This window comes from Altererythrobacter sp. Z27 (assembly GCF_052683155.1).
The window spans coordinates 2,135,394-2,158,509 of sequence record NZ_JBQYMC010000001.1; the positions used below are offsets into that span (position 1 = coordinate 2,135,394).

The 23,116-nt window shown below is 65.4% G+C and carries 16 protein-coding genes; 6 read left to right on the forward strand and 10 right to left on the reverse strand.

Annotated features, from left to right (window positions below; genetic code table 11):
- Positions 1-4 precede the first annotated feature (4 nt).
- Together ACUJ47_RS10490 and ACUJ47_RS10495 are read right to left on the reverse strand one after the other, a co-directional pair.
- Positions 5-1,288, reverse strand: a complete 1,284-nt coding sequence (locus ACUJ47_RS10490; protein ID WP_445538342.1) for an ABC transporter permease — start codon at positions 1,286-1,288, stop codon at positions 5-7.
- Positions 1,285-2,280 (reverse strand): ABC transporter ATP-binding protein, encoded by a 996-nt coding sequence (locus tag ACUJ47_RS10495; protein WP_445538888.1) that lies wholly within the window; start codon positions 2,278-2,280, stop codon positions 1,285-1,287. The genes ACUJ47_RS10490 and ACUJ47_RS10495 overlap by 4 nt, the downstream gene beginning before the upstream one ends.
- Before the next feature lie 65 nt (positions 2,281-2,345).
- Here ACUJ47_RS10495 and queG point away from each other — a divergent pair, with 65 nt between their 5' ends.
- The gene (gene queG / locus ACUJ47_RS10500; RefSeq protein WP_445538343.1) at positions 2,346-3,407 is read left to right on the forward strand and encodes a tRNA epoxyqueuosine(34) reductase QueG; all 1,062 of its coding nucleotides are present in this window, start codon (positions 2,346-2,348) and stop codon (positions 3,405-3,407) included.
- Here the strand turns inward: queG and ACUJ47_RS10505 are convergent.
- The 5 genes from ACUJ47_RS10505 to ACUJ47_RS10525 all read right to left on the reverse strand — a co-directional run bounded on the left by ACUJ47_RS10505 (position 3,391) and on the right by ACUJ47_RS10525 (position 12,155).
- A complete protein-coding gene (locus ACUJ47_RS10505) occupies positions 3,391-4,620 on the reverse strand; it encodes an NAD(P)/FAD-dependent oxidoreductase (protein ID WP_445538344.1) in 1,230 nt (409 codons plus the stop codon). The two genes, queG and ACUJ47_RS10505, sit on opposite strands and share 17 nt — an antisense overlap.
- Positions 4,621-4,679: 59 nt before the next feature.
- On the reverse strand, positions 4,680-9,392 hold the full coding sequence (locus ACUJ47_RS10510) for an NAD-glutamate dehydrogenase (RefSeq protein ID WP_445538345.1): 4,713 nt from the start codon (positions 9,390-9,392) through the stop codon (positions 4,680-4,682).
- Positions 9,393-9,573: 181 nt separating this feature from the next.
- Positions 9,574-10,557: an LLM class flavin-dependent oxidoreductase gene (locus ACUJ47_RS10515; protein ID WP_445538346.1), complete on the reverse strand. Its 984-nt coding sequence runs from the start codon at positions 10,555-10,557 to the stop codon at positions 9,574-9,576.
- Positions 10,554-11,408, reverse strand: a complete 855-nt coding sequence (locus tag ACUJ47_RS10520) for a tetratricopeptide repeat protein (protein ID WP_445538347.1) — start codon at positions 11,406-11,408, stop codon at positions 10,554-10,556. Before ACUJ47_RS10520 ends, ACUJ47_RS10515 begins: the two co-directional genes overlap by 4 nt.
- Before the next feature lie 12 nt (positions 11,409-11,420).
- On the reverse strand, positions 11,421-12,155 hold the full coding sequence (locus ACUJ47_RS10525) for an alpha/beta fold hydrolase (protein ID WP_445538348.1): 735 nt from the start codon (positions 12,153-12,155) through the stop codon (positions 11,421-11,423).
- A 95-nt stretch (positions 12,156-12,250) separates the two neighbouring features.
- On the opposite strand from ACUJ47_RS10525, the gene ACUJ47_RS10530 reads away from it, so the two are divergent.
- The 3 genes from ACUJ47_RS10530 (at position 12,251) to ACUJ47_RS10540 (ending at position 16,956) form a co-directional block, all read left to right on the forward strand.
- Positions 12,251-13,915 carry an alkaline phosphatase D family protein gene (locus ACUJ47_RS10530; protein WP_445538349.1) on the forward strand — a complete coding sequence of 555 codons (1,665 nt, stop codon included), beginning with the start codon at positions 12,251-12,253 and terminating at the stop codon, positions 13,913-13,915.
- Between the two features lie 286 nt (positions 13,916-14,201).
- Entirely contained in the window at positions 14,202-16,205 is a 2,004-nt protein-coding gene (gene thrS, locus ACUJ47_RS10535) for a threonine--tRNA ligase (RefSeq protein WP_445538350.1), read from the forward strand.
- 7 nt (positions 16,206-16,212) lie between these two features.
- The gene (locus tag ACUJ47_RS10540) at positions 16,213-16,956 is read left to right on the forward strand and encodes a TSUP family transporter (RefSeq protein ID WP_445538351.1); all 744 of its coding nucleotides are present in this window, start codon (positions 16,213-16,215) and stop codon (positions 16,954-16,956) included.
- A 4-nt stretch (positions 16,957-16,960) separates the two neighbouring features.
- Here ACUJ47_RS10540 and ACUJ47_RS10545 read toward each other — a convergent pair whose 3' ends face one another.
- The 3 genes from ACUJ47_RS10545 to ACUJ47_RS10555 are packed head-to-tail and all read right to left on the reverse strand — an operon-like array spanning position 16,961 to position 19,838.
- A complete protein-coding gene (locus ACUJ47_RS10545; RefSeq protein ID WP_354143602.1) occupies positions 16,961-17,101 on the reverse strand; it encodes a hypothetical protein in 141 nt (46 codons plus the stop codon).
- 35 nt (positions 17,102-17,136) lie between these two features.
- Entirely contained in the window at positions 17,137-18,117 is a 981-nt protein-coding gene (locus ACUJ47_RS10550) for an agmatine deiminase family protein (protein ID WP_445538352.1), read from the reverse strand.
- Positions 18,118-18,149: 32 nt separating this feature from the next.
- On the reverse strand, positions 18,150-19,838 hold the full coding sequence (locus ACUJ47_RS10555) for a M28 family metallopeptidase (protein WP_445538353.1): 1,689 nt from the start codon (positions 19,836-19,838) through the stop codon (positions 18,150-18,152).
- A 110-nt stretch (positions 19,839-19,948) separates the two neighbouring features.
- On the opposite strand from ACUJ47_RS10555, the gene glnE reads away from it, so the two are divergent.
- Both glnE and ACUJ47_RS10565 read left to right on the forward strand, forming a co-directional pair.
- Positions 19,949-22,645 (forward strand): bifunctional [glutamate--ammonia ligase]-adenylyl-L-tyrosine phosphorylase/[glutamate--ammonia-ligase] adenylyltransferase, encoded by a 2,697-nt coding sequence (gene glnE / locus ACUJ47_RS10560; protein WP_445538354.1) that lies wholly within the window; start codon positions 19,949-19,951, stop codon positions 22,643-22,645.
- On the forward strand, positions 22,642-23,115 hold the full coding sequence (locus ACUJ47_RS10565) for a peroxiredoxin (RefSeq protein ID WP_445538355.1): 474 nt from the start codon (positions 22,642-22,644) through the stop codon (positions 23,113-23,115). Before glnE ends, ACUJ47_RS10565 begins: the two co-directional genes overlap by 4 nt.
- Position 23,116: the final 1 nt, after the last annotated feature.

Genomic DNA, 23,116 nt, shown 5'->3' on the forward strand with positions numbered 1-23,116 from the left:
GAACCTATTTTGCGGCATCGGCCGCTCGCTTGCCGAATGCGAAGCGCCGCCGGGCGGGCTTGTCGCGCCCCGCCGCGCCCGATTTCATCACGCGGCGGCGGAACAGGGTTGATCCGCCCTTGACGATCAGCGCCACCATCAGCCCTTGCCAGGCAAGCGCCGCGGCATGGACCCACAGCGTCTCCTGCAGCGCCGCCCGCGCCAGCATGGCAAAGGGCGAGCTGAGCGGGAAGACGATGGCCAGCAGTTCCAGCGCCGAGCCGGGCTGAGTGATCACATAGGCAGCAAGGAAAAACACCATCAACTGCATCATGGTGACCGGCATCGACAGCGTCTGCACTTCGCGAACCGTCGCCGCCATCGCCCCGATGGTGAGGAACAGCGCCCCGAGTAGCAAATAGGCCATCGCGAAATAGAGCACACCCAGCACCACGAACATCGGCCAGCCGACCGCGGGCGCGGGCAGATTGGCGGGGTTGAAGCCGGTCGCGGCGGTGATCGCTTCGCCGCCCACGCTCCACAGGCCGAAGCCGACCGCGCCCCATACGCCGATCCCGACCAGCGAGACCGCCAGCATGGCGAAGAGCTTGCCCAGAAACACCGCATCCATCGGGATCGCGGCGGCAAGGATTTCGATGATCTTGTTGGCCTTTTCCTCGACCAGGTTCGACAGCACCATGCCGGCCAGCAGCATGGTCAGCAGGAACAGCATCATCTGCGCGGCCTGCGCAGTGCGAATCCGGTCGCTCCGTTCCGTCACTGCGGTCGTGGCGACCAGCTGTGGCGTCACCATGGGGAAACTCGCGGGCTCGGCTGCAGCGGCATTGGCGGCGAGCAGCGCTACCGGCCCTTGCCAGCGCGCGACCTGTCCGGCTGTGCCGAAAAGTTCCGGCTCGTCGAGCGAACCCGTGACGATCGCGGCGTAATTGCCGCGCTTTTCCTGCAGGAATGCGCGCGCATCGAATTCAGGATCGCCGCGTGCGCTCTCGATCTCTGCCAGATCGGGCAGCGAATTGCCCAGCTGCGGGCGCAAATGCGCGCGCGCCGCCAGCACGGCGGCATTGTCCTCGGCGCTCATGGCCAGGCCGACTTCGCTGCTCATCGCTTCGCGTTGGACCTGTCCGCCGATTCCGCCTGCGAGCCCGCCCACGATCACCGGGAACAGCGGCCCGAGCAGGAAGAAGAAGAACGCCCGGCTGAACAGCACCGCCACGAAATCGCGGCGTGCGATTACCCAGGCGGCTTGCAGCGCCGACAGGCGCGACTTGGGATGCGCGGCGTCGCTCATCGGCGCCCTCCTGCCAGATCGGCGGTCGATTCTTCTTCGAGCGCACGCGCTGCCGCCTCGCCCGCGATGTGGACGAAAGCATCGTGCAGTCCTGCACGTTCGATCGAGAGCGACAATATGCCTGCATTGCCTTCGATCAGCTGGCGCAGCAGCGGTTCGATCCCGCTTTCGGGCAAAGCGAACATGAAGAAATCGCCCTCACGGCGGGCTTCGGGCGGAAGCGCATTCAGCCAGGCGCCTTCGCGGGCCCGGGTTTCCAGCCGCACCTGCGCCGGAATCCGGTCGCGCGCGGCTTCGACCGATCCGGCATAGGGCACCTTGCCCCCGGCAATGATCGCCACGCCTTCGCACAGCCGCTCCGCATGGTGAATCACATGGGTCGAGAAGATTACCGTCACCCCGTCCTCGGCCAGCGCGCGGATCATGCGCTCGAGCTTGCCCTGGTTGATCGCGTCGAGCCCGCTGAAGGGTTCGTCGAGCATCACCAATCGCGGCTGGTGGACCAGTGTGCCGAGCAACTGGACGGTCTGCGCCATGCCTTTCGACAACTGGCGAATCTGGCGATCGGCCGCATGGCCAAGCTCGTGCCGTTCGAGCAGTTCGCGCCCGCGCCGCCGCCCTTCGGCCAACGGCAGGCCCCGCAGCGCGCCCATGAAGGCGATGGCCTCGATCGCCTTCATCGAAGGGTAGAGCCCGCGCTCTTCAGGCAGATAGCCGATCATCCGCGCAATATCGTGCGGCCGGTCATGCCCGAACACGCGGCGCACACCTTCGTCGGGATCGATGATGCCCAGCAGCATGCGCAATGTCGTGGTCTTGCCTGCGCCATTGGGGCCCAGCACGCCATAGATCGCGCCTTCGGGCACCGAGATGTCGACCCCGTCGACTGCCAGCGTGCCGTCGAACCGCTTCACAAGGCCGCGCGCTTCGATTGCCAGCGGGCGCGCCTCATCGGCGCGATTGCCCAGCTGTGCCTGATCGCCTACCGCCATGTCGCCAAACGCATTGTCCATCGAGCCCTGTTAACTGTGAGGGCTAAACGGGAGCAACCCCAAGCGTGGTTAACGCCGCAACAAATGCCGACCTGACGGAGAGGTTGAAGGCGGAAGCCAGGGCGCTCGGCTTCGCGGCGATCGGCATTGCCCCGGCGCGCGACGATCCGCTTGCCGCGCGCAGGCTCGACGAATGGCTAGGCGAGGGCTTGCACGGCACGATGGAGTGGATGGAAAGCCGCGCGGATGTACGGCGCGGGCCGCAATCGCTCTGGCCCGAAGCGAATAGCGTGATTGCCTTGGGCATGAGCTATGCCCCTGCGGACGACCCCTTGGCGCTCGAAACCCATCCGGAAAAGGCGCGCATCTCGGTCTATGCACGCGGGAAAGACTATCACGACACGCTGAAGAAGCGGCTCAAGGCGCTGGCACGCTGGCTGGTGGAACAAGCGCCCGGAACCGAGCTGAAGGTCTTCGTCGATACCGCGCCGGTGATGGAAAAGCCGCTGGGGCAGGCGGCGGGGCTCGGCTGGCAAGGTAAGCACACCAATCTGGTCAGCCGCACCCATGGCAGTTGGCTGTTCCTTGGGGCGATCTACACCACGCTCGAACTGGAACCCGATGCGCCGCATGGCGACCGTTGCGGCTCGTGCGATGCCTGCCAGGTGGCGTGCCCGACGGCAGCATTCCCCGCGCCTTACCGGCTCGATGCGCGGCGCTGCATTTCCTATCTCACGATCGAGCACAAGGGGCCGATCCCCGAAGAATTCAGGGCCGCGCTGGGCAATCGCATCTATGGCTGCGACGATTGCCTCAGTGTGTGTCCTTGGAACAAGTTTGCTTCGGCAGCGCATGCCCACCGCGACTTCCTGCCGCGCGCCGAGCTGGTCGCGCCGCGGCTTGCCGACTTCCTGCTGCTCGATGATGCGGGTTTTCGAGAGCTTTTCTCTGGTTCGCCGATCAAGCGGATAGGGCGCGATCGCTTCGTCCGCAATTGCCTCTATGCTGCCGGGAACAGCGCCGACCCTGCGCTGCTGGCACAAGTGGAACCCTTGCTGGGCGATCCCGATCCGGTAGTGGCGGAAGCAGCCGGATGGGCGACCGAAAGGCTCAGAGCAGTTCCTTGAGCTGCACTTCGGAGTCCGCCAACAAGTTCAGGTCAACCTCGCGCACATCGCTTTCGATCAGCTTGCGTCCCTGCACGTAATCCCTGGTGTTGTTGACGCAGTCGAAAGCGATCGGGCGGCCTTCCCTGAGATAGACCACGCTGAATTTCCGCTCCGCCAGGTCGCCGCGCACGATAGTCTGGTCGTAATCGATCGACAGGCCGGCGGTCTGCAGCTTGAGGTCATACTGGTTCGACCAGAACCACGGCAGCGCATGATAGGGCTGCTTGTCGCCCATGATCGCACGCGCGACGGTGGTCGCCATGTCATTGGCGTTCTGCACCGATTCGAGTCGGATCACGGCCTGGTCGGCAAAGGGATTGGCATGCGCAGCGCAGTCCCCGATGGCGAAAACGTCATCGAGTGTGGTGCGGCAATACATGTCGACGTCGACCCCGTTCGATCCCGCCGCACCGGCGGCGATCAGCGGCCCGACCGCCGGGACGATGCCGATCCCCACGATCACCGCATCGCAGGGGATCGTCTCGCCACCGCCGATCCGTACTCCGGTGACATTGCCATCCTCGCCCTCGATCGCTTCGACCATGGCGCCCAACCGCAGGTCGACGCCATGCGCCCGGTGTTCGCCTTCGATGAAGCGCGACAGTTCCTCGCCCGCGACCCTAGCCAGCACGCGCGGCAGGGCTTCGAGCAGCGTCACTTCGCAATCGAGCTTGCGCAGCACGGCGGCCGCCTCCAGCCCGATATAGCCACCGCCGATCACCACGAAGCGTTTCGCGCCGCCGTCAAGCTGCGCCATGATCGCATCGACGTCGCGCTTGTCTCGCACCGCATGCACGCCCTTGAGGGTCGCTCCGGCGCACGAAAGGCGGCGCGGGTCGCCCCCGCCTGCCCACACCAGCTTGCGGTAGCCGATCCGCGACCCGTCGCTGAGCCCGATTTCGTGTGCCGCCGGATCGATTTCGGTGACCGCGTGGCCGAGCCTCAGTTCGACATTCTTGTCCGCCCAGAATTGCGCCGGGCGGATCATGATCCGCTCGAACGGTTTCTCCCCGGCAAGGTATTCCTTGGAGAGCGGCGGGCGTTCGTAGGGCGGCTCGGAATCGCGGCCCACCATGATGATCGTTCTATCATGCCCCTGCTGACGCAGGGCGATCGCCGCCTGCGCTGCACCGTGGCCAGTGCCCACGATCACGACATCTGCTTTATCCATGGCGGCACTGGCTCGCTGCAAAAGCCCGCGCCGTCAAGTCTGCGATGCGCGGCGAGCGCTCAGCGTTCGAGCAGATTGCGTGCCTGGATGGCGATCTGCGCCAATACCGCCGGGGCAACGGGCGTGTGCAATTGCGCACGCCCGATCATCGAACGGAATTGCGCCACCGACAGCTGGTGCTGCTCGAGCCACTGCTCGACCGCGGCGAGCGGCCCGGCCTTGCGATTGGCCCGGCGCCGCAGGAAATCGAGCCGCATGTGCTGGAAGTCGCGCGCGAGGCCGTTGACCAGCAGGCGTTCCCACGGATCGGAAGGCGCCATGTCCTCGGCGGTCTGCTGCGCCCAGTCGAGCCCCAGCCTTGCGCCGAGTTCGATGAAGGCCTGCGTCAGCACATGCGGGGCGATGCCGCTGTCGCGCGCCAGCCCGGCGAGGCCGATCGAACCGTCGATCTCGAACAGGTGAACCACCTTGTTCGCAAGCGTGCGCGGCGAACCAAGGTCGACGAAATGCTCGCACAATTGCGCCGAGCGGCGGCGAATCGCAGGCGAGAGCAATTGCTCCGAATGCTGTTCGAGCGAAGCCATTCCCTTGCCCAGCGCCTTGACCTGCTCGCTTGGCGCGACGTTTGCGCCGCTGTGGCGGATAAGGTCGGCCATGTGCGAGCTCATCGCTGCGGCGGCGCGTTCGAGCAGCGTCAGTCGCGCCGTTTCCGACATGTCGGCGCTTTCGATCGCAGGCCAGATCTCGCCAATGCCGAGCAGGTCTTCGACCGCCACGAAGGCAGACGCGACCTGCGCCAGGCTCACGCCTTCTTCCTCCGCCAGTTCGAACGGGTGGATCAGCCCCATGCGGTTGATGATGCGGTTGGCCAGCTTGGTTGCGATCAACTCGTTGCGCAGCCGGTGGCCGAGGATTTCCTTGCGGTAGGAATGCTGGATCGCTTGCGGGAAGGCGCCGATCAGCAGCGGCTCCAGCGCCTTGTCGCGCACCAGGTCGCTTTGCTCGATCGCGTCCTGCAGCACCAGCTTGGCCGAGGACAGCAGGATCGCCAGCTCGGGGCGGGTCAGCCCCTTGCCTTCGCTCGCGCGGCGCGAGAAGGTGTCGTGATCGGCCAGCCCTTCGGTCTTGCGATCGAGCGCGCCCATCTCCTCGAGCTTCTCGATCAGCCGGACATGCGAGGCGGTGGCCTGCACCCCGCCCATTTCGGCGATCGACAGCGCCAGCGCTTGCAGCCGGTTGTCTTCGAGCACGATCGCCGCGACCTCGTCGGTCATGTCTTCGAGCAGCTTGTTGCGCTTCTTCGGCGTCAGCTTGCCGGCCTGTTCGGCGGCAGCCAGTGCGATCTTGATGTTGACCTCATTGTCCGAGCAATCGACACCTGCCGAATTGTCGATGAAGTCGGTGTTGATGCGCCCGCCCTTGAGCGAGAAGGCGATGCGGCCTGCCTGCGTCACGCCGAGGTTTGCGCCTTCGCCGATCACCCGAGCGCGCAGCTGCCCGGCATCGACGCGAAGCGCGTCATTGGCCGGATCGCCGACCTGGACGTTGTTCTCGCTTTCGGCCTTGATGTAAGTGCCGATGCCGCCGAACCAGATCAGGTCTACCGGACTCTTCAGAATCGCATTGATCAGCGCATCGGGATCGAGTTCGGTCGCTTCGATATCGAGTGACTCGCGCGCCTGCTTCGACAGCTTGATGCTCTTGGCGCTGCGCGGATAGACTCCGCCGCCCTTCGAGATCAGATCGCCCTTGTAGTCTTCCCAGCTCGAAGCCGGCAGGTCGTAGAGCCGCTGGCGTTCCTTCCAGCTCTTCGCCGGATCGGGATCGGGATCGATGAAGATATGGCGGTGGTCGAATGCGGCCACCAGCTTGATCGCCTTCGACAGCAGCATGCCGTTACCGAAGACGTCGCCCGACATGTCGCCGCAGCCGACCACGCGTACGGGGTCGCTCTGCACGTCGACGCCCATTTCGAGGAAGTGGCGTTGCACCGACACCCAGGCACCTTTGGCGGTGATGCCCATTGCCTTGTGGTCATAGCCGTTCGAGCCACCGCTGGCGAAAGCATCGCCAAGCCAGAAATTGCGCGCTTGCGCGATCCCATTGGCGACGTCCGAAAAGCGCGCCGTGCCCTTGTCGGCGGCGACCACGAAATAGGGGTCTTCGCCATCGAGCACTTGCACGCGCTCAGGGTGCACGACCTTGCCGCGCACAAGGTTGTCAGTGACCGACAGCAGAGTACGGATGAACACTTCGTAGCTGGCCTGACCTTCGGCGGCCCAGCCTGCCCGGTCCTTTTGCGGCGAAGGCAGCAGCTTGGGATAGAAGCCGCCCTTCGCGCCCGAAGGCACGATCACGGCGTTCTTGACCTTCTGCGCCTTCATCAGGCCGAGGATTTCGGTGCGGAAGTCATCGCGCCGGTCGGACCAGCGCAGGCCGCCGCGGGCGATCGGCCCGGCACGCAAATGGATGCCTTCGACCCGCCGCGAATAGACCCAGATCTCGCGCCATGGCACGGGCTTGGGCAAATTGGGGACCAGCGAGGAATCGATCTTGAACGCCAGCGCTTCCTCAGCTGCAGGGGCGAAGGCATTGGTGCGCAGGATCGCTTCCACCAGCGCGCGATAGAGCCGCAGCAACCGGTCGTCGTTGATCGCGCTAACCTTGGCGAGGCCGCGGCGGATGCCGTCGCGCGCGGTTTGCGCCGCCTTTTCGCGGTCGGGTCCAAATTTGGGATCGTGGCGCGCGCGGAACAGCGCGATCATTTCGCGCGTCACTTGCGGGGCATGCGCCAGCGCATCGACCACGGTGTAGATCGTGTAGCTGATCCCGGCCTGCCGCAAATAGCGATAGAAGGCGCGCAGCCAGTCCGCCTCATGTGCGAACAGGCCGGTGCCTATCACCAGCCGGTTGAACGGATCGTTCTCGTTTTCGCCGCTCAGTACGCCAGCGATCGCTTCCTCGATAATCGCTGAGCGTTCGAGCAACGCGTCACCGTCTTCGCCTTCGGGCAGGCCGAGCGTGAAATCGTGAATAGTGCCGAGCTCGCCGTGGTCGAGCGAGGTGGGGACTTCGGTAAGCACGCGGAAACCGAAATTCTCAAGCGCGGGGACAGCGTCGGACAGGGGAAGTGCGCCCTGCTGCTGGTAGACCTTGAGCCGGAGCTGGCCTGACGGATCGCCGGGCAAGTGGCACAGCCGCGCGTCGCGCGTGCGTGCTTCGTTGGCGATCAGCCTGCGCAACCGGCAGATGTCGATCGCCGCTTCGACCGCACCATGCTCGGTCCGGTAGCTGACAGGGAATGCCGGCGCATAGCGCGCTGCGATCGCCGCGGCGCGCGAAGGATCGTCGATTTCGGCAAGGTGCTGTTCGACCGCTTCGCGCCAGCCGCGCAGCATATCCTGCAAATGCGTTTCGAGCAGCGCTTCGTCGAGCGGCGAGGTCGAGCCGCGAATGTCGAGCACGAAGCGCAGCATCGCCAGATTCCCGCCCTCGACTTCGAGGCTCCAGTCGAGCAGTTCGATGCCCTCGTAATGCGTCAACATGTGTTCGATCTGCAGGCGGACCTGGGTCGAAACCATGTCGCGTGGAAACCACACGAATGCAAAAAGGTGGCGAGCCAAGGGTGCTTCGACCAGCGCCAGGCGCGGGCGGGGCCGGTCGACCAGGCTCATCATGGTGGTGACGATGCGTTCGAGATCGGTAGGCTTGAAGCCGATCAGCAGGTCGTGCGGCAGCGCGGTGAAGGCATGCACCAATGCCTTGTCGGCATGGCCACCCGAATGGAAACCAAGTTTGGTGCCGACTTCGCCCAGCGCATGGCGCAAATGCGGTATCTTGTCCGGCGGGCTGGCGAGCGCGGCGCTGGTCCAAAGGCCGGCGTGGACCGACAGCGCCGTGATCTTCCCGTTCTCGCGGATCGGCACGATGAAGAGGTCAAGCGGCACCCGGCGATGGACATTGGCCACTCGGTTGGACTTGACGATCAGCAGGTCGCACAGGCGACCGTCGCGATGGCCTTGCTCGAACCATTCAAAGGCGCGCTGATAGGAATTGTCGGCCAGCAGGTCGCGCGCGCTCTTGCGGCAGATGCCAAGCAGGTTGGAATGGCTGCCATCGCGCTTGCGGGTTAGGTGACCGAGCTGCGTGAGCATGCCCGAATTGAACCATTCGAGCAGCGCGACGTTCTCCGGATCGGCCAGTCGTTCCTTGTCCTCGGCCATGGCGGCCTGCATCTTCGTCCAGTCCTGCACCGCGGCACGCACATCGGTCAGCGTGGCGCGCAGCCGCTTCTCGAGCTCGCGGCGCTGGCGCGCATCGACCCGCTCGGTCTCGAGATAGATCATCGATTCGCGCGCCGCGCCTTCGGCGTCCTTGCCCTTGGGCAGCGCAACCAGCTTTCCGGCTGCATCGCGCTTCACCGGTATCACCGGATGGACCAGCCGGTCGATCGCAAGGCCTTGCGCCGAGATGGCGGCCGCAACCGAATCGACCAGGAAAGGCATGTCGTCATTGATGACCGCGATCCGCAGGAAGCGCCGGTCACCCGCGATCGAGACCATTGCCAGCGAGGAGCGAGCAGCCTCGCGCACGCTTGCCGCGTCGAGCACGAATTGTGCGGCCCGCTTCAGCGATGTTGGCGAGAAGGGCGTGTCACCCGGCAGGATCGACTCGCGCATGCACCGCGCAAGTTCACTCGCCATGGGTGAGTCGGGAGGCGCGGCGCTCGCCTTGGCAGATTTCCCGGGAACACCACTGGTCTTCGAAGCCATCGTCCTGCTTCCCCTGCGAGAGAAATATTATTCTCTTCTCGTGTAGCAATCATGCGCCGATAGGCTCATGCCTGCGCACCCGCAAGCGGCAATATCTGCCTGCAGGCGTAAGTGTCACTACAACAAAGCGACCTTGCTTGCATGGCCTTTCCCTTACGGCGCCGGCGCGAAGCGTGTGAGATCAGGAACGCATCGCCTCCATGGTCAGCTCGAGCGAGCGGATTCGCGCTGCGGGATCGAAAGTCGCACCCGAAACGATGATTTCGTCGGCCCCGGTGCGTTCGATGAAAGCCGCCACTTTCGCGCGCACGGTGCTGACGCTGCCAACTGCCGCCGCTTGCCCCAGATGGTCGAGCATCGCCTGCGCATTTGCAGGCAGGGTGTCGCGATATCCTTCGACCGGTGGCGGCAGCTTGCCGGGATTGCCGGTCCGCAAGCGCACGAAGCTCTGCTGCTGGCTGGTTGCGAGCAGCTCGGCCTCTGCATCGGTTTCCGCCGCGAAGACATTCATCGCTACCATCACATGCGGGCGATCGAACTGTTCGGACGGCTGGAAATCGCGGCGATAGAGCGCCAGCGCGTCGTCGAGCTGGTCGGGCGCAAAATGCGCCGCGAAGGCATAGGGCATGCCCAGCCGTGCGGCGAGCTGCGCGCCGAAGAGGCTTGAGCCGAGCATCCAGAATTCGACCTTGGCGCCGAGCCCCGGAGTGGCATGGATCGGCAATTCGACGTCGCCTGTGATGAGTGCGCGCAGTTCCGGCACATCCTGCGGGAACATCTCTGCGGCCTGATGCAAATTCTTGCGCAATGCGCGCTGCAGTTCCGGCCCGGCGCCGGGCGCGCGGCCCAGGCCCAAATCGATCCGCCCCGGAAACAGCGCGTCCAGCGTGCCGAACTGTTCGGCAATCTGGAACGGCGTGTGATTGGGCAGCATGATCCCGCCCGAACCGATCCGGATCGTGCTGGTGGCATTGCCGATGTGCGCCAGCACGACCGAGGTCGCGCCGCCTGCAATGCCGTCCATCGCATGGTGTTCGGCCACCCAGAAACGCTTGTAGCCATAGCGTTCGGCCGCCTTCGCCAGATCGGTCGTGGCATGCAGGCCCTCGGCCACGGTGCCGCCTTCGCGCACCGGGACGAGGTCGAGCACCGAAAGCGCAGTCATGGCTGCGGTTCCTGCACGGCGGGCGGCCCAAGCTGTTCGAGATAGCGTTTCGCGGTACCGGCCTCGTCGCTTTGCGGGTCGATATCGATCACCGACTGCCAGCTCGTGCGCGCCGCCGCTTCGCGTCCCGACAGCATGGCGATCACGCCTGCCTCGAGCCCGATCGCGGGATCGAGCGGAGCGAGCCGTGCAGCCTCTTCGATCTGCGCCTGGGCTTCGTCGAGCCGGTCCATCCGGCGCAGCAGCGTGGCCGAAAGCAGCCGCGTCTCGCTGTCTTCGGGTTGCAATTGGCGGGCTTCGGCCAGGCTCGCTTCCGCGGCTTCGAGCTCGCCTGCGCCGACCAGCGCCCGCGCACGGTCGAGCGCGATCAGCGCCTGCAAAGTACCGGCCTGGGCGGTGATGGCATCGGTGCGCGCGGTGTCGAGCAGGTCGAGTGCGCCCGCCATGTCGCCGGTTAGCAGCGCGGCATTGCCCGCCATCGCGCCGAAGCGGGCGCGCAGCCGCGGATCGTCATCTGGAGTTTCCTGCCGGGCAGCGGTGAAAGCGGCGCGCGCCTCTTCCCAGCGGCCGAGCTCGGTCGAAGCCAGCCCCAGGCAGTGGTTGGCGTAGACGCGCTCGTCGCCGGAAGTCGTGTCGCGGCGAATCTGCGCCTGCACATGCGCGCGCGCCGGGTCCTCGTCGAGCTGGGCGAGGCACTGCCCGAGCCAGCTGGTCGGCTGCGGGGCATCGATCACCGAAGTGGCGCGCGGCGGGCGATCCTGCACTTCGGCCGAATAGTCGGGAATCGCGCCCTGGGTCGGGTTGAACCCGACTTGCATGAGCAGCGGCAAGAGCACGGTGGTTAGGGGCATTGCGGGCATTTCCTAGTCGAACAGGCTCCATGCCTGGCGCAGCAGCAAGGCGATGTCCTTGTCGCGCGACAGGCGGTGGTCGCCGTCCTTGACGAGCGTTACCTGTATATCGTCCGAACGGAGCGCCTGCGCCAGCCGCATGCTGATTTCCCACGGCACATCCTCGTCGCGCTGGCCGTGGAGCAGCCGCACCGGGCAATCGAGCGGAATCTCGCTGTCGAGCAGCAGCTGGTCCTGCCCGTCGGCGAAGAAGCCCGGGTGCATCGGCGTGGGCTCGGGGCCATAGGGATTGTCGTCGAGCACGGTCTCGCCGACAGCGAGCCGCTGTTTGTCGGCCTCGCTGCGCCCCCAATCGGTGAAGTCGGGCGCGGCGGCAATCCCGACCAGCCCGGCCAGCCTATTGCCGAGTTTCTTGCCTGCCAGCAGCATGAGCCAGCCACCCATCGACGATCCGATCAGGACCACCGGGCCATCGACGATCGCACCGACCAGCGCCACGACCTCGTCGCGCCAGCGCGACAATGTGCCGTCGGAAAAATCCCCGTCGCTCGCCCCGCAGCCCGAATAGTCGAGCAGCAGGCAGGCGCGCCCTTCGCTGCGTGCCTTCTCGAACACTGCGGTCGCCTTGCCGCCTCCCATGTCCGACATATAGCCCGGCAGGAACACCAGTGCAGGGCCGGTGCCGGGCGTAAAGCGATAGGCGATGCGGCGCCCATCGGGCATCGAGTGGAACTGGATGTCGCTCATGCCGCGCTTCATGCCCGCGCCTTTGGCTACAGCGCAAGGGGGCGCATGCTTGCGATTGTCATTGACGCGCCACACCGGCGGCGTATCGCCATTCAATGATCAAGAACGACACCCCCGCTTCGCCCTCGCTTCCTGCCGCACAACTCACGCGGCGCAATCTGTTCAGGCTTGGCGGGCTGGCAGCCGCGAGCGCCGCGGCGCCGCTCGCCGCGCAGAGCTTCGGCACGGGCTTCACCCATGGCGTCGCCAGCGGCGAACCCGGACCTGACAAGGTGCTGCTGTGGACCCGCTATGTCGGGCAGCAGGACGTCGCGCTCGAATGGCAAGTCAGCGAGGATGCCGATTTCACCAATGTAGTGGCAGAAGGTAGCGCGCTGGCCCGCGCCGAGAGCGACTGGTGCGCAAAGTCCTGGGCCGACGGCCTCCGCAGCGGGCAATGGTATTATTACCGCTTCATCGCGGCGGATGGTTCGATGTCCGACGTCGGCCGCACCCGGACCCTGCCCGAAGGCAAGCTCGACCGTTTCCGCATGGCCGTGTTCTCCTGCTCGAACTACGGTTTCGGCTGGTTCAACGCTTATGCCCACGCAGCCGAAGCGAACGATGTCGAGCTGGCGCTGCACCTCGGCGACTATATCTACGAATATGGGCGCGGCACCTATCCGTCCGCGCAGGAAGCGCACCCCGACCGCTTGCTCTGGCCCGAAGGCGAGATCGTTGCGCTGGTCGATTACCGGCTGCGCTACGCTACCTATCGCAGCGATCCCGATCTGCGGCGCATCCACCAGTCGCTGCCGATGATCTGCATCTGGGACGATCACGAAACCGCCAATGACAGCTGGAAGGATGGCGCGCAGAATCACCAGAGCGACAGCGAAGGCGATTGGGAAATGCGCAAGGCCGCCGCCAAGCGCGCCTGGCGCGAATGGCTGCCGGTGTCCGACGAGACCTATACGCAATATGAGGTGGGCGATCTCGCCACCTTGTTCCGGCTCGATACGCGGCTGGAAGGGCGCGAGCAGCAATTCGATCTTGGCGCTGTCGTTGCCGGGGCAAAGTCGCCCGAACAGGTGGCCGCGGCGCTGACGGCGTTTCGTGACGGCCCCTATGCCGATCCCAAGCGGCAATTGCTCGGCGCGGCGCAGGAGGCTTGGCTCGGCGAAGGGCTCAAGGCATCGCGCGGCGCGGGCAAGCAATGGCAGGTGCTGGTCCAGCAAGTGCTGATGGGCCCGCTGTTGAGCCCGCCGGGCCTCGCCGAAGGGCTTGGCGATGGCGTGCCTGACTATGCCCGCCGCCGGGTGGCGCTCGCGGGACTGGCGAGCAAGGTGGGCCTGCCCTCCAACATGGATGCGTGGGACGGTTATCCGGCAGCCCGGGAGCGGCTGCTTGAGGCTTCGCTTGCCGCAGACGCGAATTTGGTGGTGCTCGCTGGCGATACACACAATGCCTGGGCCTTCGAGCTTGAACATGACGGCACGAAAGCGGGTGTCGAGTTCGGCGTGCAGTCGGTTGCCTCACCGGGCCTCGAAAGCTCGCTGCCTATGCTGAAGCCGGATGATTTCGCGAAAATGGTCGTTGCCGCGAGCCCGCAGCTCAAATGGGCGGACACTTCGCAGCGCGGCTATATGGTGCTCGAGTTGACGCCCGGGGCTGCGAGCAACGAGTTTCGCTTCGTGGACACCATCCGCCAGCGCTCCACGCGGCTTGCGGGAACGCATCGCATGGTGAGCAATGCCGGCTCGCAAGCCTTTTCCGCCTAGCTTTCCAGCGTGAGACGAAAGCAACAAGGGTCGGTTGCCGAAGTAAGTGACTCGCAACCATTACCCTGCTAATGGGCGCGCATGGCCAAGCTGCTGACCACTACAGTGACCACTACCACCTCGGATGCCCGGGGGCGGATGGTCGCGCGTTAATCGCAGATCCCGCCACCCGGTTTCGGGTGGCTTGGGTGTCAGCCTCCCGAAAATTTGCAAATTCACCGACACCGCTCTTCAAGCGCGCGCGCCTCTGTGCCATGGGCCAGCGCAAGTGAACACGGATGAGACGATGACGGAAATGCTCAAGATCAGCCTGCCCGATGGTTCGGTGCGCGAAATGGAACCGGGTTCGAGCCCGGCGGACGTCGCGGCTGCGATCGGCCCGGGCCTGGCCAAGGCGGCGCTGGCAGCGCGCGTGAATGGCGAAGTGCGCGACATCGGCCGTCCCTTCGATGGCGATGCCGAACTGGCGCTGATCACCGCGCGCGACGAGGCCGAAGCGCTCGAGCTGGTTCGCCACGATTATGCCCATGTGCTTGCCGAAGCGGTGCAGGCGCTGTGGCCCGGCACGCAGATCACTTTCGGCCCGGCGACCGACGACGGTTTCTATTATGACGTGATGGCGCCCGCCAGCCGCGATCCCTTCTCGATGGATGACCTGCCCGCGATCGAGGAAAAGATGCGCGAGATCATCCGTGCCGACAAGCCGCTGCGCCGCGAGGTGTGGAGCCGCGAAGACCTGATCGCCAAGTGGAAGGCCGATGGCGAAAGCTTCAAGGCTGAATGGGCGGCCGAACTGCCCGAAGGCGAGGAACTGACGGTCTATTGGTCGGGTGACGACTGGCTCGACATGTGCCGCGGCCCGCACCTCGCCAGCACCGGAAAGCTCGATCCGCAAGCCTTCAAGCTGATGCGCGTCGCGGGTGCCTATTGGCGCGGCGACCAGCGCAATGCGCAGCTGACGCGCATCTACGGCACCGGTTGGCTCAACAAGAAGCAGCTCGACGAGCATCTGACGCGCCTCGAAGAGGCCGCCAAGCGCGACCACCGCAAGCTGGGCCGCGAGATGGATTTGTTCCACCTTCAGGAAGAAGCGCACGGATCGGTCTTTTGGCACCCGCATGGCTACAAGGTGTGGCGCGCGCTCGAGGCCTATATGCGCCGCGCGATCGACGCTGCCGGCTATCAGGAGGTCAAGACGCCTCAGGTGATGGATGCGCGCCAGTGGGAACAGTCGGGCCACTGGGGCAAATATCGCGAGAACATGTTCGTCATCCCAGACGAAGTGCCCAATACCGAGGACGAAGGCCCGCTGGTGTCGGACGAGGCCGAGTGGATGGCGCTCAAGCCGATGAACTGCCCGGCGCACGTCCTGATCTTCCGCCAGGGCATCAAGAGCTATCGCGACCTGCCGCTGCGCCTCTACGAGAACGGCTGCTGCCACCGCAACGAACCGCATGGTGCGCTGCACGGGCTGATGCGGGTGCGCCAGTTCACGCAGGACGATGCGCATATCTTCTGCCGCGAGGACCAAATCGTCGAGGAAGTGCGCAAGTTCTGCGAACTGGCCGACCGGATCTACAAGGACTTCGGCTTCACCTACCAGATCAAGCTCGCGCTGCGCCCTGAGCAGCGTTACGGCTCGGAGGAAGACTGGGACAAGGCCGAAGCCGAGCTGCGCCAGGCGGTGATCGATGCTGGGCTAGCGACCGAGGAGTATGGCTGGGAAGAACTGCCGGGCGAGGGCGCCTTTTATGCGCCCAAGCTCGAATGGCATCTGACCGATGCGATCGGCCGCACCTGGCAGGTCGGCACGATCCAGTCCGACCGTGTGCTGCCCGAACGGCTCGATGCCAGCTATGTCGGCGAGGATGGCGAGCGCCATCGTCCGGTGATGCTCCATCGCGCCATCTTCGGCTCCTACGAACGCTTCATCGGCATTTTAATCGAGCACTTCGCCGGGCGGTTGCCGGTGTGGCTCGCGCCGGTGCAGGCAGTGGTGGCGACGATCGTGTCCGATGCGGACGGCTATGCTAAGGACGTGGTGGCCAAGCTTGAAGCGGCCGGGATCCGCGTCGACAGCGACCTCAGGAACGAGAAGATCAACTACAAGGTGCGAGAGCACTCGCTCGCCAAGGTTCCGCACCTGCTGGTGGTGGGCAAGCGCGAGGCCGAGGAAGGCACGGTTGCGGTGCGTACGCTGGGCGTCGAGCACCAGAAGGTGATGAGCCTCGAGGACGCGATTACCATGCTGACCGCGGCGGCGACGCCGCCGGATCTCGCGCAGGCCTGAACCCCGCTTGGAGCTGCTCGACGCCTATAGCACGGCGCAGCTCCTCGCCGGGCTGGGCGCCGCTTTCGGAGCCGCGGTGGTGCGCGGGCTTGCCGGATTCGGCATGGCGATCCTGCTGGTGCCGGTGCTCGCGCTGGCGCTCGACCCCGTCCATGCAGTGTTGGTCACCAATGCGCTGGGGGTGATGATCGGGCTGGTCGAATTGCGCCGCCTGATCGGCCATTCGGAACGCTCGGCTTGGATCATCGGTGGCTTCATCATGCTGGCGACCCCAGCCGGCCTGTGGCTGCTGGCAGCGACCGATCCGGCGCTGGCGAGGCTGGTGATCGCAATGATAGCGCTGCTCGCCTTCGCGGCGATCTTCCTTCCGCGCAGGTCATCCACTGCGCCGGGGACGTTCGCGACAGCCGGTGTGGGGACCGTTGCGGGCTTGCTGACGGGTTTCGCCGGAATGCCGGGCCCGCCGGTCGTGCCCTATTATGTTGGGCGCGAGCTCCCGCGCGAGGTGGTGAAGGCCTCGATGCTGCTGGTTTTCACGATCGCGTCGGTGTCGGGCTCGCTGGCAGGCATTGCGCTGGGCCATTTCGACCTTAGCATCGCCTTGCTCGCGATTGTGCTGTTCCCGGCAATCCTGCTCGGCAACTGGCTGGGCGAAAAGGCGTCGGACGCGATCGGCGATGCGACCTGGCGTTTCCTGGTGGCTGTGATTCTGGGCGGCACGGCTATCGCCGCGCTTGCGCGCCTGTCCTGACGGGTCAGAAAGGAAGCGCGCGGTCGGCAGCGATGAGTGCCACGGCGCAAGTGCATACCAGCATGGAGCGGAGCACTTCGATCCGGGCCTCTGCGACCTTGTCCGCCAACCGGACCGCGCGCGTAAGGGTAATGACCTTGGACATGGCCAGACTATGCGCGCCTGAATCCTAACGGGTCGTTAAATTCCCGTCAGAAGCGGCATCTGCTGGCTGGCGCAATGGAAGCCGCCGCCGCCTGCCAGTACGGCATCGCCGGGCAAGCCCACCGTATCCCGGTCGGGGAACAGCGCGGCGATTGCCGCAACCCCCTCCTCATCGTGCGGCGAGCCGAAGGTCGGTACAATGACGAGGTGCGTGGTGATGGCAAAATTGACGTAGCTTGCCGGTTCGATCGCACCGTCGCGGGTCATCAGGCCGGGCGAAGGGATTTCGTGCAGCTTGAGGTCAGCTTCCAGAATGCGTGCCTTCGCATCGGCATAGATCGCGGCATTGGGATCGTCGCTCCCGGTCGCATGCGGCAACACCACTGCGCCCGGAGCCACGAAGCGCGCAAGATTGTCGACATGGCCATCGGTGTGGTCGTTGATGAGGCCATCGCCCAGCCACACTGTCCGGGTGAAGCCGAGGTCGCGCGCCAGCCGATCTTCGATCTCGCTTCGCGAGAGCTGCGGGTTGCGGTTGGGATTGAGCAGGCATTGCTCGGTGGTCAGCACCGTGCCGGTGCCGTCGCCGTCGACCGCGCCGCCTTCCAAGACCCAATCGGATTCGATGACCGGCAGGCCTGCATCGTGCGCCAGCTCGGCACCGATCGTCTGGTCGCCCGGCATCAGATACTTGCCGCCCCAACCGTTGAAGCGGCAGCGCAGTGCAGTACCATCACCCAGCACCAGCGGGCCGGTGTCGCGCAGCCACACGTCGCCATAGGCCCGTCGCTCGAGCGTTACTTTGCTCGACACCAGTGCCCGCGCGCGCGCTTCATTGGCCTCGTCGCGTACCAGCAACCTCACCTGCTGCCCGCTTTCGGCCACGGCGCTGGCGAAAGCTGCGATTTGCTCTTGGGCAGGCTCAAGCCAGCCCGGCCATTCCTCGGCAAGGTGCGGGAAGCCGATCCACAGCCATTCCTGTGGCGCCCATTCGGGCGGCATTACACGGCGGGTCATCGGGCGACTCTCAGCAGCTGCGCGATGTCGGCTCAGCAGCCGACATCGCTCGCCGCGCATTCCGCATCGCGGGTGGCGCGGAATTCATCGCCTTCGTTCCAATTGGGCCAGCTGGCGCTTTCGGCCAGCATCCGGCTCAAGCGATAGACGAGCTGCAGATTGCTCATCACACCCGACCAGTCCCAATTTTCGTCGAACTCGTCCTTCGGTCCGTGGTAGCGGTTGGCGCGATAGTCTGAGTTGGCCGCGGCCCCGGCTTCCTTGCCGCCGTCGATCAGGTCCTGCCCGTCGCGCAAATAGAACATCGGCACGCCCTTCTTAGCGAGCGCGAAATGGTCCGAGCGATAATAGTAGCCCGCCTCGGGGTTCGGGTCCGGCGTCGCAACCTTTCCGACTGCCTTGAGGCCCGCCGCGAGGAAATCGTCGAGCTGCGACTTGCCCCCGCCGACAACAGTCACGTCGCGCGCTTCGCCCATCACCTGGAAGGCGTCCATGTTCAGGCCGCCCACGGTCTGCGCCAGCGGGAAAACGGGGTTTTCGGCATAGTAATTGGCGCCGAGCAGCCCCTGTTCTTCGGCTGTAACCGCCAGGAACACCAGGCTACGCGCGGGCGCGCCTGCCTTGGCATTGGCTTCGGCCAGCGCCACGAGCGCCGCGGTGCCGGTGGCATTGTCGACCGCGCCGTTGCAGATATCGTCGCCGTCGGCGGCCGGTGTGCAGCGGCCAAGATGATCCCAATGCGCCGTATGGATGACGTATTCGTCAGGCCGCTTGGTACCGCGCATCAAGCCGATCACGTTCTTCGAGGCATATGAGCGGATGTCGTTGGCGAAGCTGGTCCCGGCCTTCAGGCCGAGCGGGACGGGCTTGAAGCCCTTCTGCTTCGCCGCCGCGCTCAGTGCGTCGAGGTCTTGCCCGGCGGCGCTGAGGATTGCGCGCGCGACGTCCTTCTGCACCCATCCGTTCATCGCAGTCAGCGGCGGAGCGTTCTCGCCGCGCTGGGCATAGGCTTGCGGGCCGGTCCAGGAGGATTCGACTACGTTCCAGCCATAGGCCGCCGGTTCGGTGTCATGCACGATCAGCGCACCGGCGGCGCCTTGCCGGGCGGCTTCTTCATATTTGTAGGTCCAGCGCCCGTAATAGGTCATCGCCCGGCCATTGAAGGGTCCGGTCAGCCCCGGCGTTTCCCAATCGGGGTCGTTGACCAGGATGACCACGGTCTTGCCCTTGACGTCGACGCCTTCGTAATCGCTCCAGCCGCGTTCGGGCGCGTTGATGCCGTAACCTACGAACACCAGATCGCTGTCCTTGAGATCGGTCTTGGCATCCTCGCGATAGGTCACGCCGACCCATTCGGTTCCGAAATCATACGACAGGTTCACGCCGTCGCCCTTGATCGTGAGCGGGGCGAAATCCTTGCCGGTGATTTCCACCAAAGGCACTTCCTGCACCCATGAACCATTGTTGCCCGGCTCAAGACCGGCCGCCTTGAAGCGCTCGATCAGCAATGCGACGGTCTTTTCCTCGCCCGCTGTGCCGGGCATGCGCCCTTCGAATTCGTCCGATGCCAGCTGGCGAGTGACATCCTTCATCGTCGCTTCGGAAATGTCGCCATCGGCAACATCGGGGATGTCCAGTCCGGCATCGCCGCTGAGCCCGCTGCACGCGGTGAGCATCAGGACGGCGGCAAGGGAGGCCATGCGGCTGCGGGGTATGATCATCGTCAGGTATATCCTCTTCGGGAAAGCTGCGGCGCCTCCATCGCAGAGCCGCGAGCGCGGGGCAAGCCATCGCGCTTGCGCAGCCGCGCGGCTGCGGGCAGGGAGCGCAGATGGCGAGCGAATGGCACAATGCGCTGGCGCGGGCGCGGGCAGAGGCACCTTTCCTTGCGCGCGCGCTCGATCGCCAGCCGGCACTTGCTTCGCTGCTTGAGGCGGGCGACGCCGATGCTGCGCTGGAATGGGCGCGCCGGGCAGGCGAGAATTGCACTTCGGTTGGGCTGGCCTTGCGGCGCGAGCGGCTTGCCTATGCGACCGCGCTGGCGATTGGCGACCTTGCCGGGGCCTTCCCGCTCGACATGGTCATGGTCGAACTGTCGGATCTTGCCGATCGCGCGCTCGACATCGCGATTACCGATGCGATCACCCGGCGGGTCGAAGGGGCAGAGCCGGCAGGGATGATCGGGCTGGCGCTGGGCAAGCATGGCGCGCACGAACTCAACTATTCGTCCGACATCGACCCGATCCTGCTCTACGATCCGCAAACATTGCCGCGACGCGAGCGGGACGAGCCGGGCGAAGCCGCGCAGCGCTATGCACGCGAAGTGGTCAAGACGCTGTCGGAGAACACCGAGGAAGGATATGTCTTCCGGGTCGATTTGCGGCTCCGGCCAGCGAGCGAAGTGAGCCCGCTGGCGATCTCGGTCAATGCCGCGCTTACGCATTACGAAAGCTCGGCGCTGGCGTGGGAGCGCGCAGCGTTCATCCGCGCTCGGGCCGCTGCCGGCGACATTGCCGCGGGTGAGCGCTTCCTCGACATGATCGGTCCTTTCGTTTGGCGTTCGAGCCTCGATTTCGGCGCGATCGATGAAATCCGGCGGCTCACTGCGCGGATTCGCTCGAACTACAAGGGGCCGCGCGACGTGGGGCCCGGCTTCAACCTCAAGCACGGGCGCGGCGGGATTCGCGAGGTCGAATTCTTCGCGCAGACGCACCAGTTGATTCACGGCGGCCGCGATCCGTCATTGCGGCTGCGCGGCACTCGCGCCGCGCTCAACGCGCTGGCCGCTGCAGGCCGGATCGAGGCTGAGGAGGCCGTGACGCTAGGAGAGGCATATGACCGGCTGCGCGTGATCGAGCACCGGTTGCAGATGGTGGAGGACCACCAGACGCATGCTTTGCCTGCCGGAGCTGCGCTCGACTCGGTTGCGCGGCTGGACGGGCTGAAGGATGGCGCTGCTCTGGTCGAGGAATTGCAGGCGATCACAGCGCGCGTAGCGCAGGCCTATGACCGGCTGCTCGATGGCGACAGCCCGGCTGAGCCGGTAGATGCCGCACCGGCGCCGCTTGCGCAGCGGCTTGGCAAGCTTGGCTTTGCCGAGCCCGAAAAGGTGGCGGAACGGATCGGCGAGTGGCGCGATGGCCGCTACCAATCGCTGCGATCGCCCGCCGCGCTCGAGGCCTTTGACGCGATGCTGCCCGCGCTGGTCGAGGCTTTCGCGCATGCCGACGATCCCGAGCGGGCGCTGTTGCGATGGGAAGGCGTGCTGGCCAATGCATCGTCCGCGATCAACCTTTTCCGCTTGCTCGAAGCGCGCCCCGGCATGCTCGAGCAATTGATGGCGGTGCTTACGCTGGCGCCGACGCTGGCTGAAGATCTGGGAAGGCGACCGGGACTGCTGGACACGCTGATCGACGCAAGCGCACTCAACTTGCCTGGCGATGTCGACGATATCGCGGCGCGGATGGAAGCGGGGGGCGCCTCGCGCGATTACGAACGGCAGCTTGACCGGATCCGCATCGTCACAGGTGAGCTGCGCTTCGCGCTGGGGCTGCAGTTGATTCAGGCGGTGCACGATCCGCTCGACATCGCGGCCGCGTTGTCGCGCACGGCAGAGGCGGCGCTGCAAGTGGCGCACCGCGCGGCTTGCGAGGAATTCGCCCGCAAGCATGGCCGCATCGCAAACAGCGAACTGGTGGTGCTGGGACTCGGCAGGTTCGGCGGGGGCGCGCTTACCCATGCCTCCGATCTCGACATCATCTATTTGTTCAGCGGAGAGTCCGGCGCGGAATCCGACGGCGAACGCACGCTTGGCGGCACGCATTACTATAATCGGCTGGCGCAGCGGCTCAGTGCCGCGTTGTCGGTGCCGACGGCGCATGGCGCGCTTTATGACATCGACACGCGACTGCGACCGCAGGGGGCACAGGGCCCGCTCAGCGTGACGATCGACGCCTTCGCCAGATACCAGCGCGAGGATGCCTGGACATGGGAGCACATGGCGCTCACCCGGGCGCGAGTGCTGGTCGCATCGGACGAAGCGCGCGCCAAGCTTGAAGCCATCATCTCGGAAGTGCTCGCGAAGGAGCGCGAACCCCACAAGCTGCGTGAAGACGTGCTCGCGATGCGCAGCGAAATGGCGCAGCACAAGGCGCCGGGCGGTCCGCTCGACGCCAAACTGCTGCGCGGCGGGCTGGTCGACCTCGAGTTCGTGATCCACTTCCTGCAATTGCGCGACGGCGTGGGCTTAACGCCTGACCTTGCGCATGCGATCGACGCGCTCGTTGCAGCCCGGTTGCTCCCGCCGGAGCTGCGTGAGGCGCACGACTTCATGACGCGGCTGCTCGTATCGACGAGGCTGCTTGCTCCCGATCTCGCCGAACCGCCGCCCGCTGCAGCACGGGCATTGGCGCAAGCTTGCCGCTGCGAAACCTATGATGCGCTCTTGCGTAGTCTGAACGAGGCACGCCATGCGGTGGCCGCCGCATGGCAGCAGGTGTTCGGACTGGAACTGGAGATGGAAGAATGAGCAAATTTCCCGCAGCGGGCGATGCCCTGCCCGATATCGCGCTGGAGACCCCCGATGGCGGCACGGTGAAGCCGTCCGACTTCAAGGGCAAGAAGCTGGTCCTGTTCTTCTATCCCAAAGACGACACGCCGGGCTGCACGACCGAGAACAAGGATTTCTCCGCGCTGGCCGGCGATTTTGCCAAAGCGGGCGTGGCGCTGCTTGGCGTCAGCAAGGATCCGCCGGCCAAGCATGCCAAATTCATCGCCAAGCACGGGCTTGCTGCTCCCTTGGCGAGCGATGCGCTCGAGGGCGGCCTGTCGGATGCACTCGGCATCTGGACCGAAAAGAGCATGTACGGGAAGACCTATATGGGGATGGTGCGCACTACCTATCTGGTCGGCGCCGACGGCAAGATCGCGCGGGTGTGGGACAAGGTGAAGGTAAAGGGCCACGCCGAAGAAGTGCTCGCTGCAGCCAAGGCACTGTGAG

Coding starts and splice junctions, on each gene's coding strand:
- ACUJ47_RS10490 (WP_445538342.1), bottom strand. CDS start 1,288: ATGAGCGACGCCGCGCATCCCAAGTCGCGCCTGTCGGCGCTGCAAGCC.
- ACUJ47_RS10495 (WP_445538888.1), bottom strand. CDS start 2,280: ATGGCGGTAGGCGATCAGGCACAGCTGGGCAATCGCGCCGATGAGGCG.
- ACUJ47_RS10505 (WP_445538344.1), bottom strand. CDS start 4,620: ATGGATAAAGCAGATGTCGTGATCGTGGGCACTGGCCACGGTGCAGCG.
- ACUJ47_RS10510 (WP_445538345.1), bottom strand. CDS start 9,392: ATGGCTTCGAAGACCAGTGGTGTTCCCGGGAAATCTGCCAAGGCGAGC.
- ACUJ47_RS10515 (WP_445538346.1), bottom strand. CDS start 10,557: ATGACTGCGCTTTCGGTGCTCGACCTCGTCCCGGTGCGCGAAGGCGGC.
- ACUJ47_RS10520 (WP_445538347.1), bottom strand. CDS start 11,408: ATGCCCCTAACCACCGTGCTCTTGCCGCTGCTCATGCAAGTCGGGTTC.
- ACUJ47_RS10525 (WP_445538348.1), bottom strand. CDS start 12,155: ATGAGCGACATCCAGTTCCACTCGATGCCCGATGGGCGCCGCATCGCC.
- ACUJ47_RS10530 (WP_445538349.1), top strand. CDS start 12,251: ATGATCAAGAACGACACCCCCGCTTCGCCCTCGCTTCCTGCCGCACAA.
- thrS (WP_445538350.1), top strand. CDS start 14,202: ATGACGGAAATGCTCAAGATCAGCCTGCCCGATGGTTCGGTGCGCGAA.
- ACUJ47_RS10545 (WP_354143602.1), bottom strand. CDS start 17,101: ATGTCCAAGGTCATTACCCTTACGCGCGCGGTCCGGTTGGCGGACAAG.
- ACUJ47_RS10550 (WP_445538352.1), bottom strand. CDS start 18,117: ATGACCCGCCGTGTAATGCCGCCCGAATGGGCGCCACAGGAATGGCTG.
- ACUJ47_RS10555 (WP_445538353.1), bottom strand. CDS start 19,838: ATGATCATACCCCGCAGCCGCATGGCCTCCCTTGCCGCCGTCCTGATG.
- glnE (WP_445538354.1), top strand. CDS start 19,949: ATGGCGAGCGAATGGCACAATGCGCTGGCGCGGGCGCGGGCAGAGGCA.
- ACUJ47_RS10565 (WP_445538355.1), top strand. CDS start 22,642: ATGAGCAAATTTCCCGCAGCGGGCGATGCCCTGCCCGATATCGCGCTG.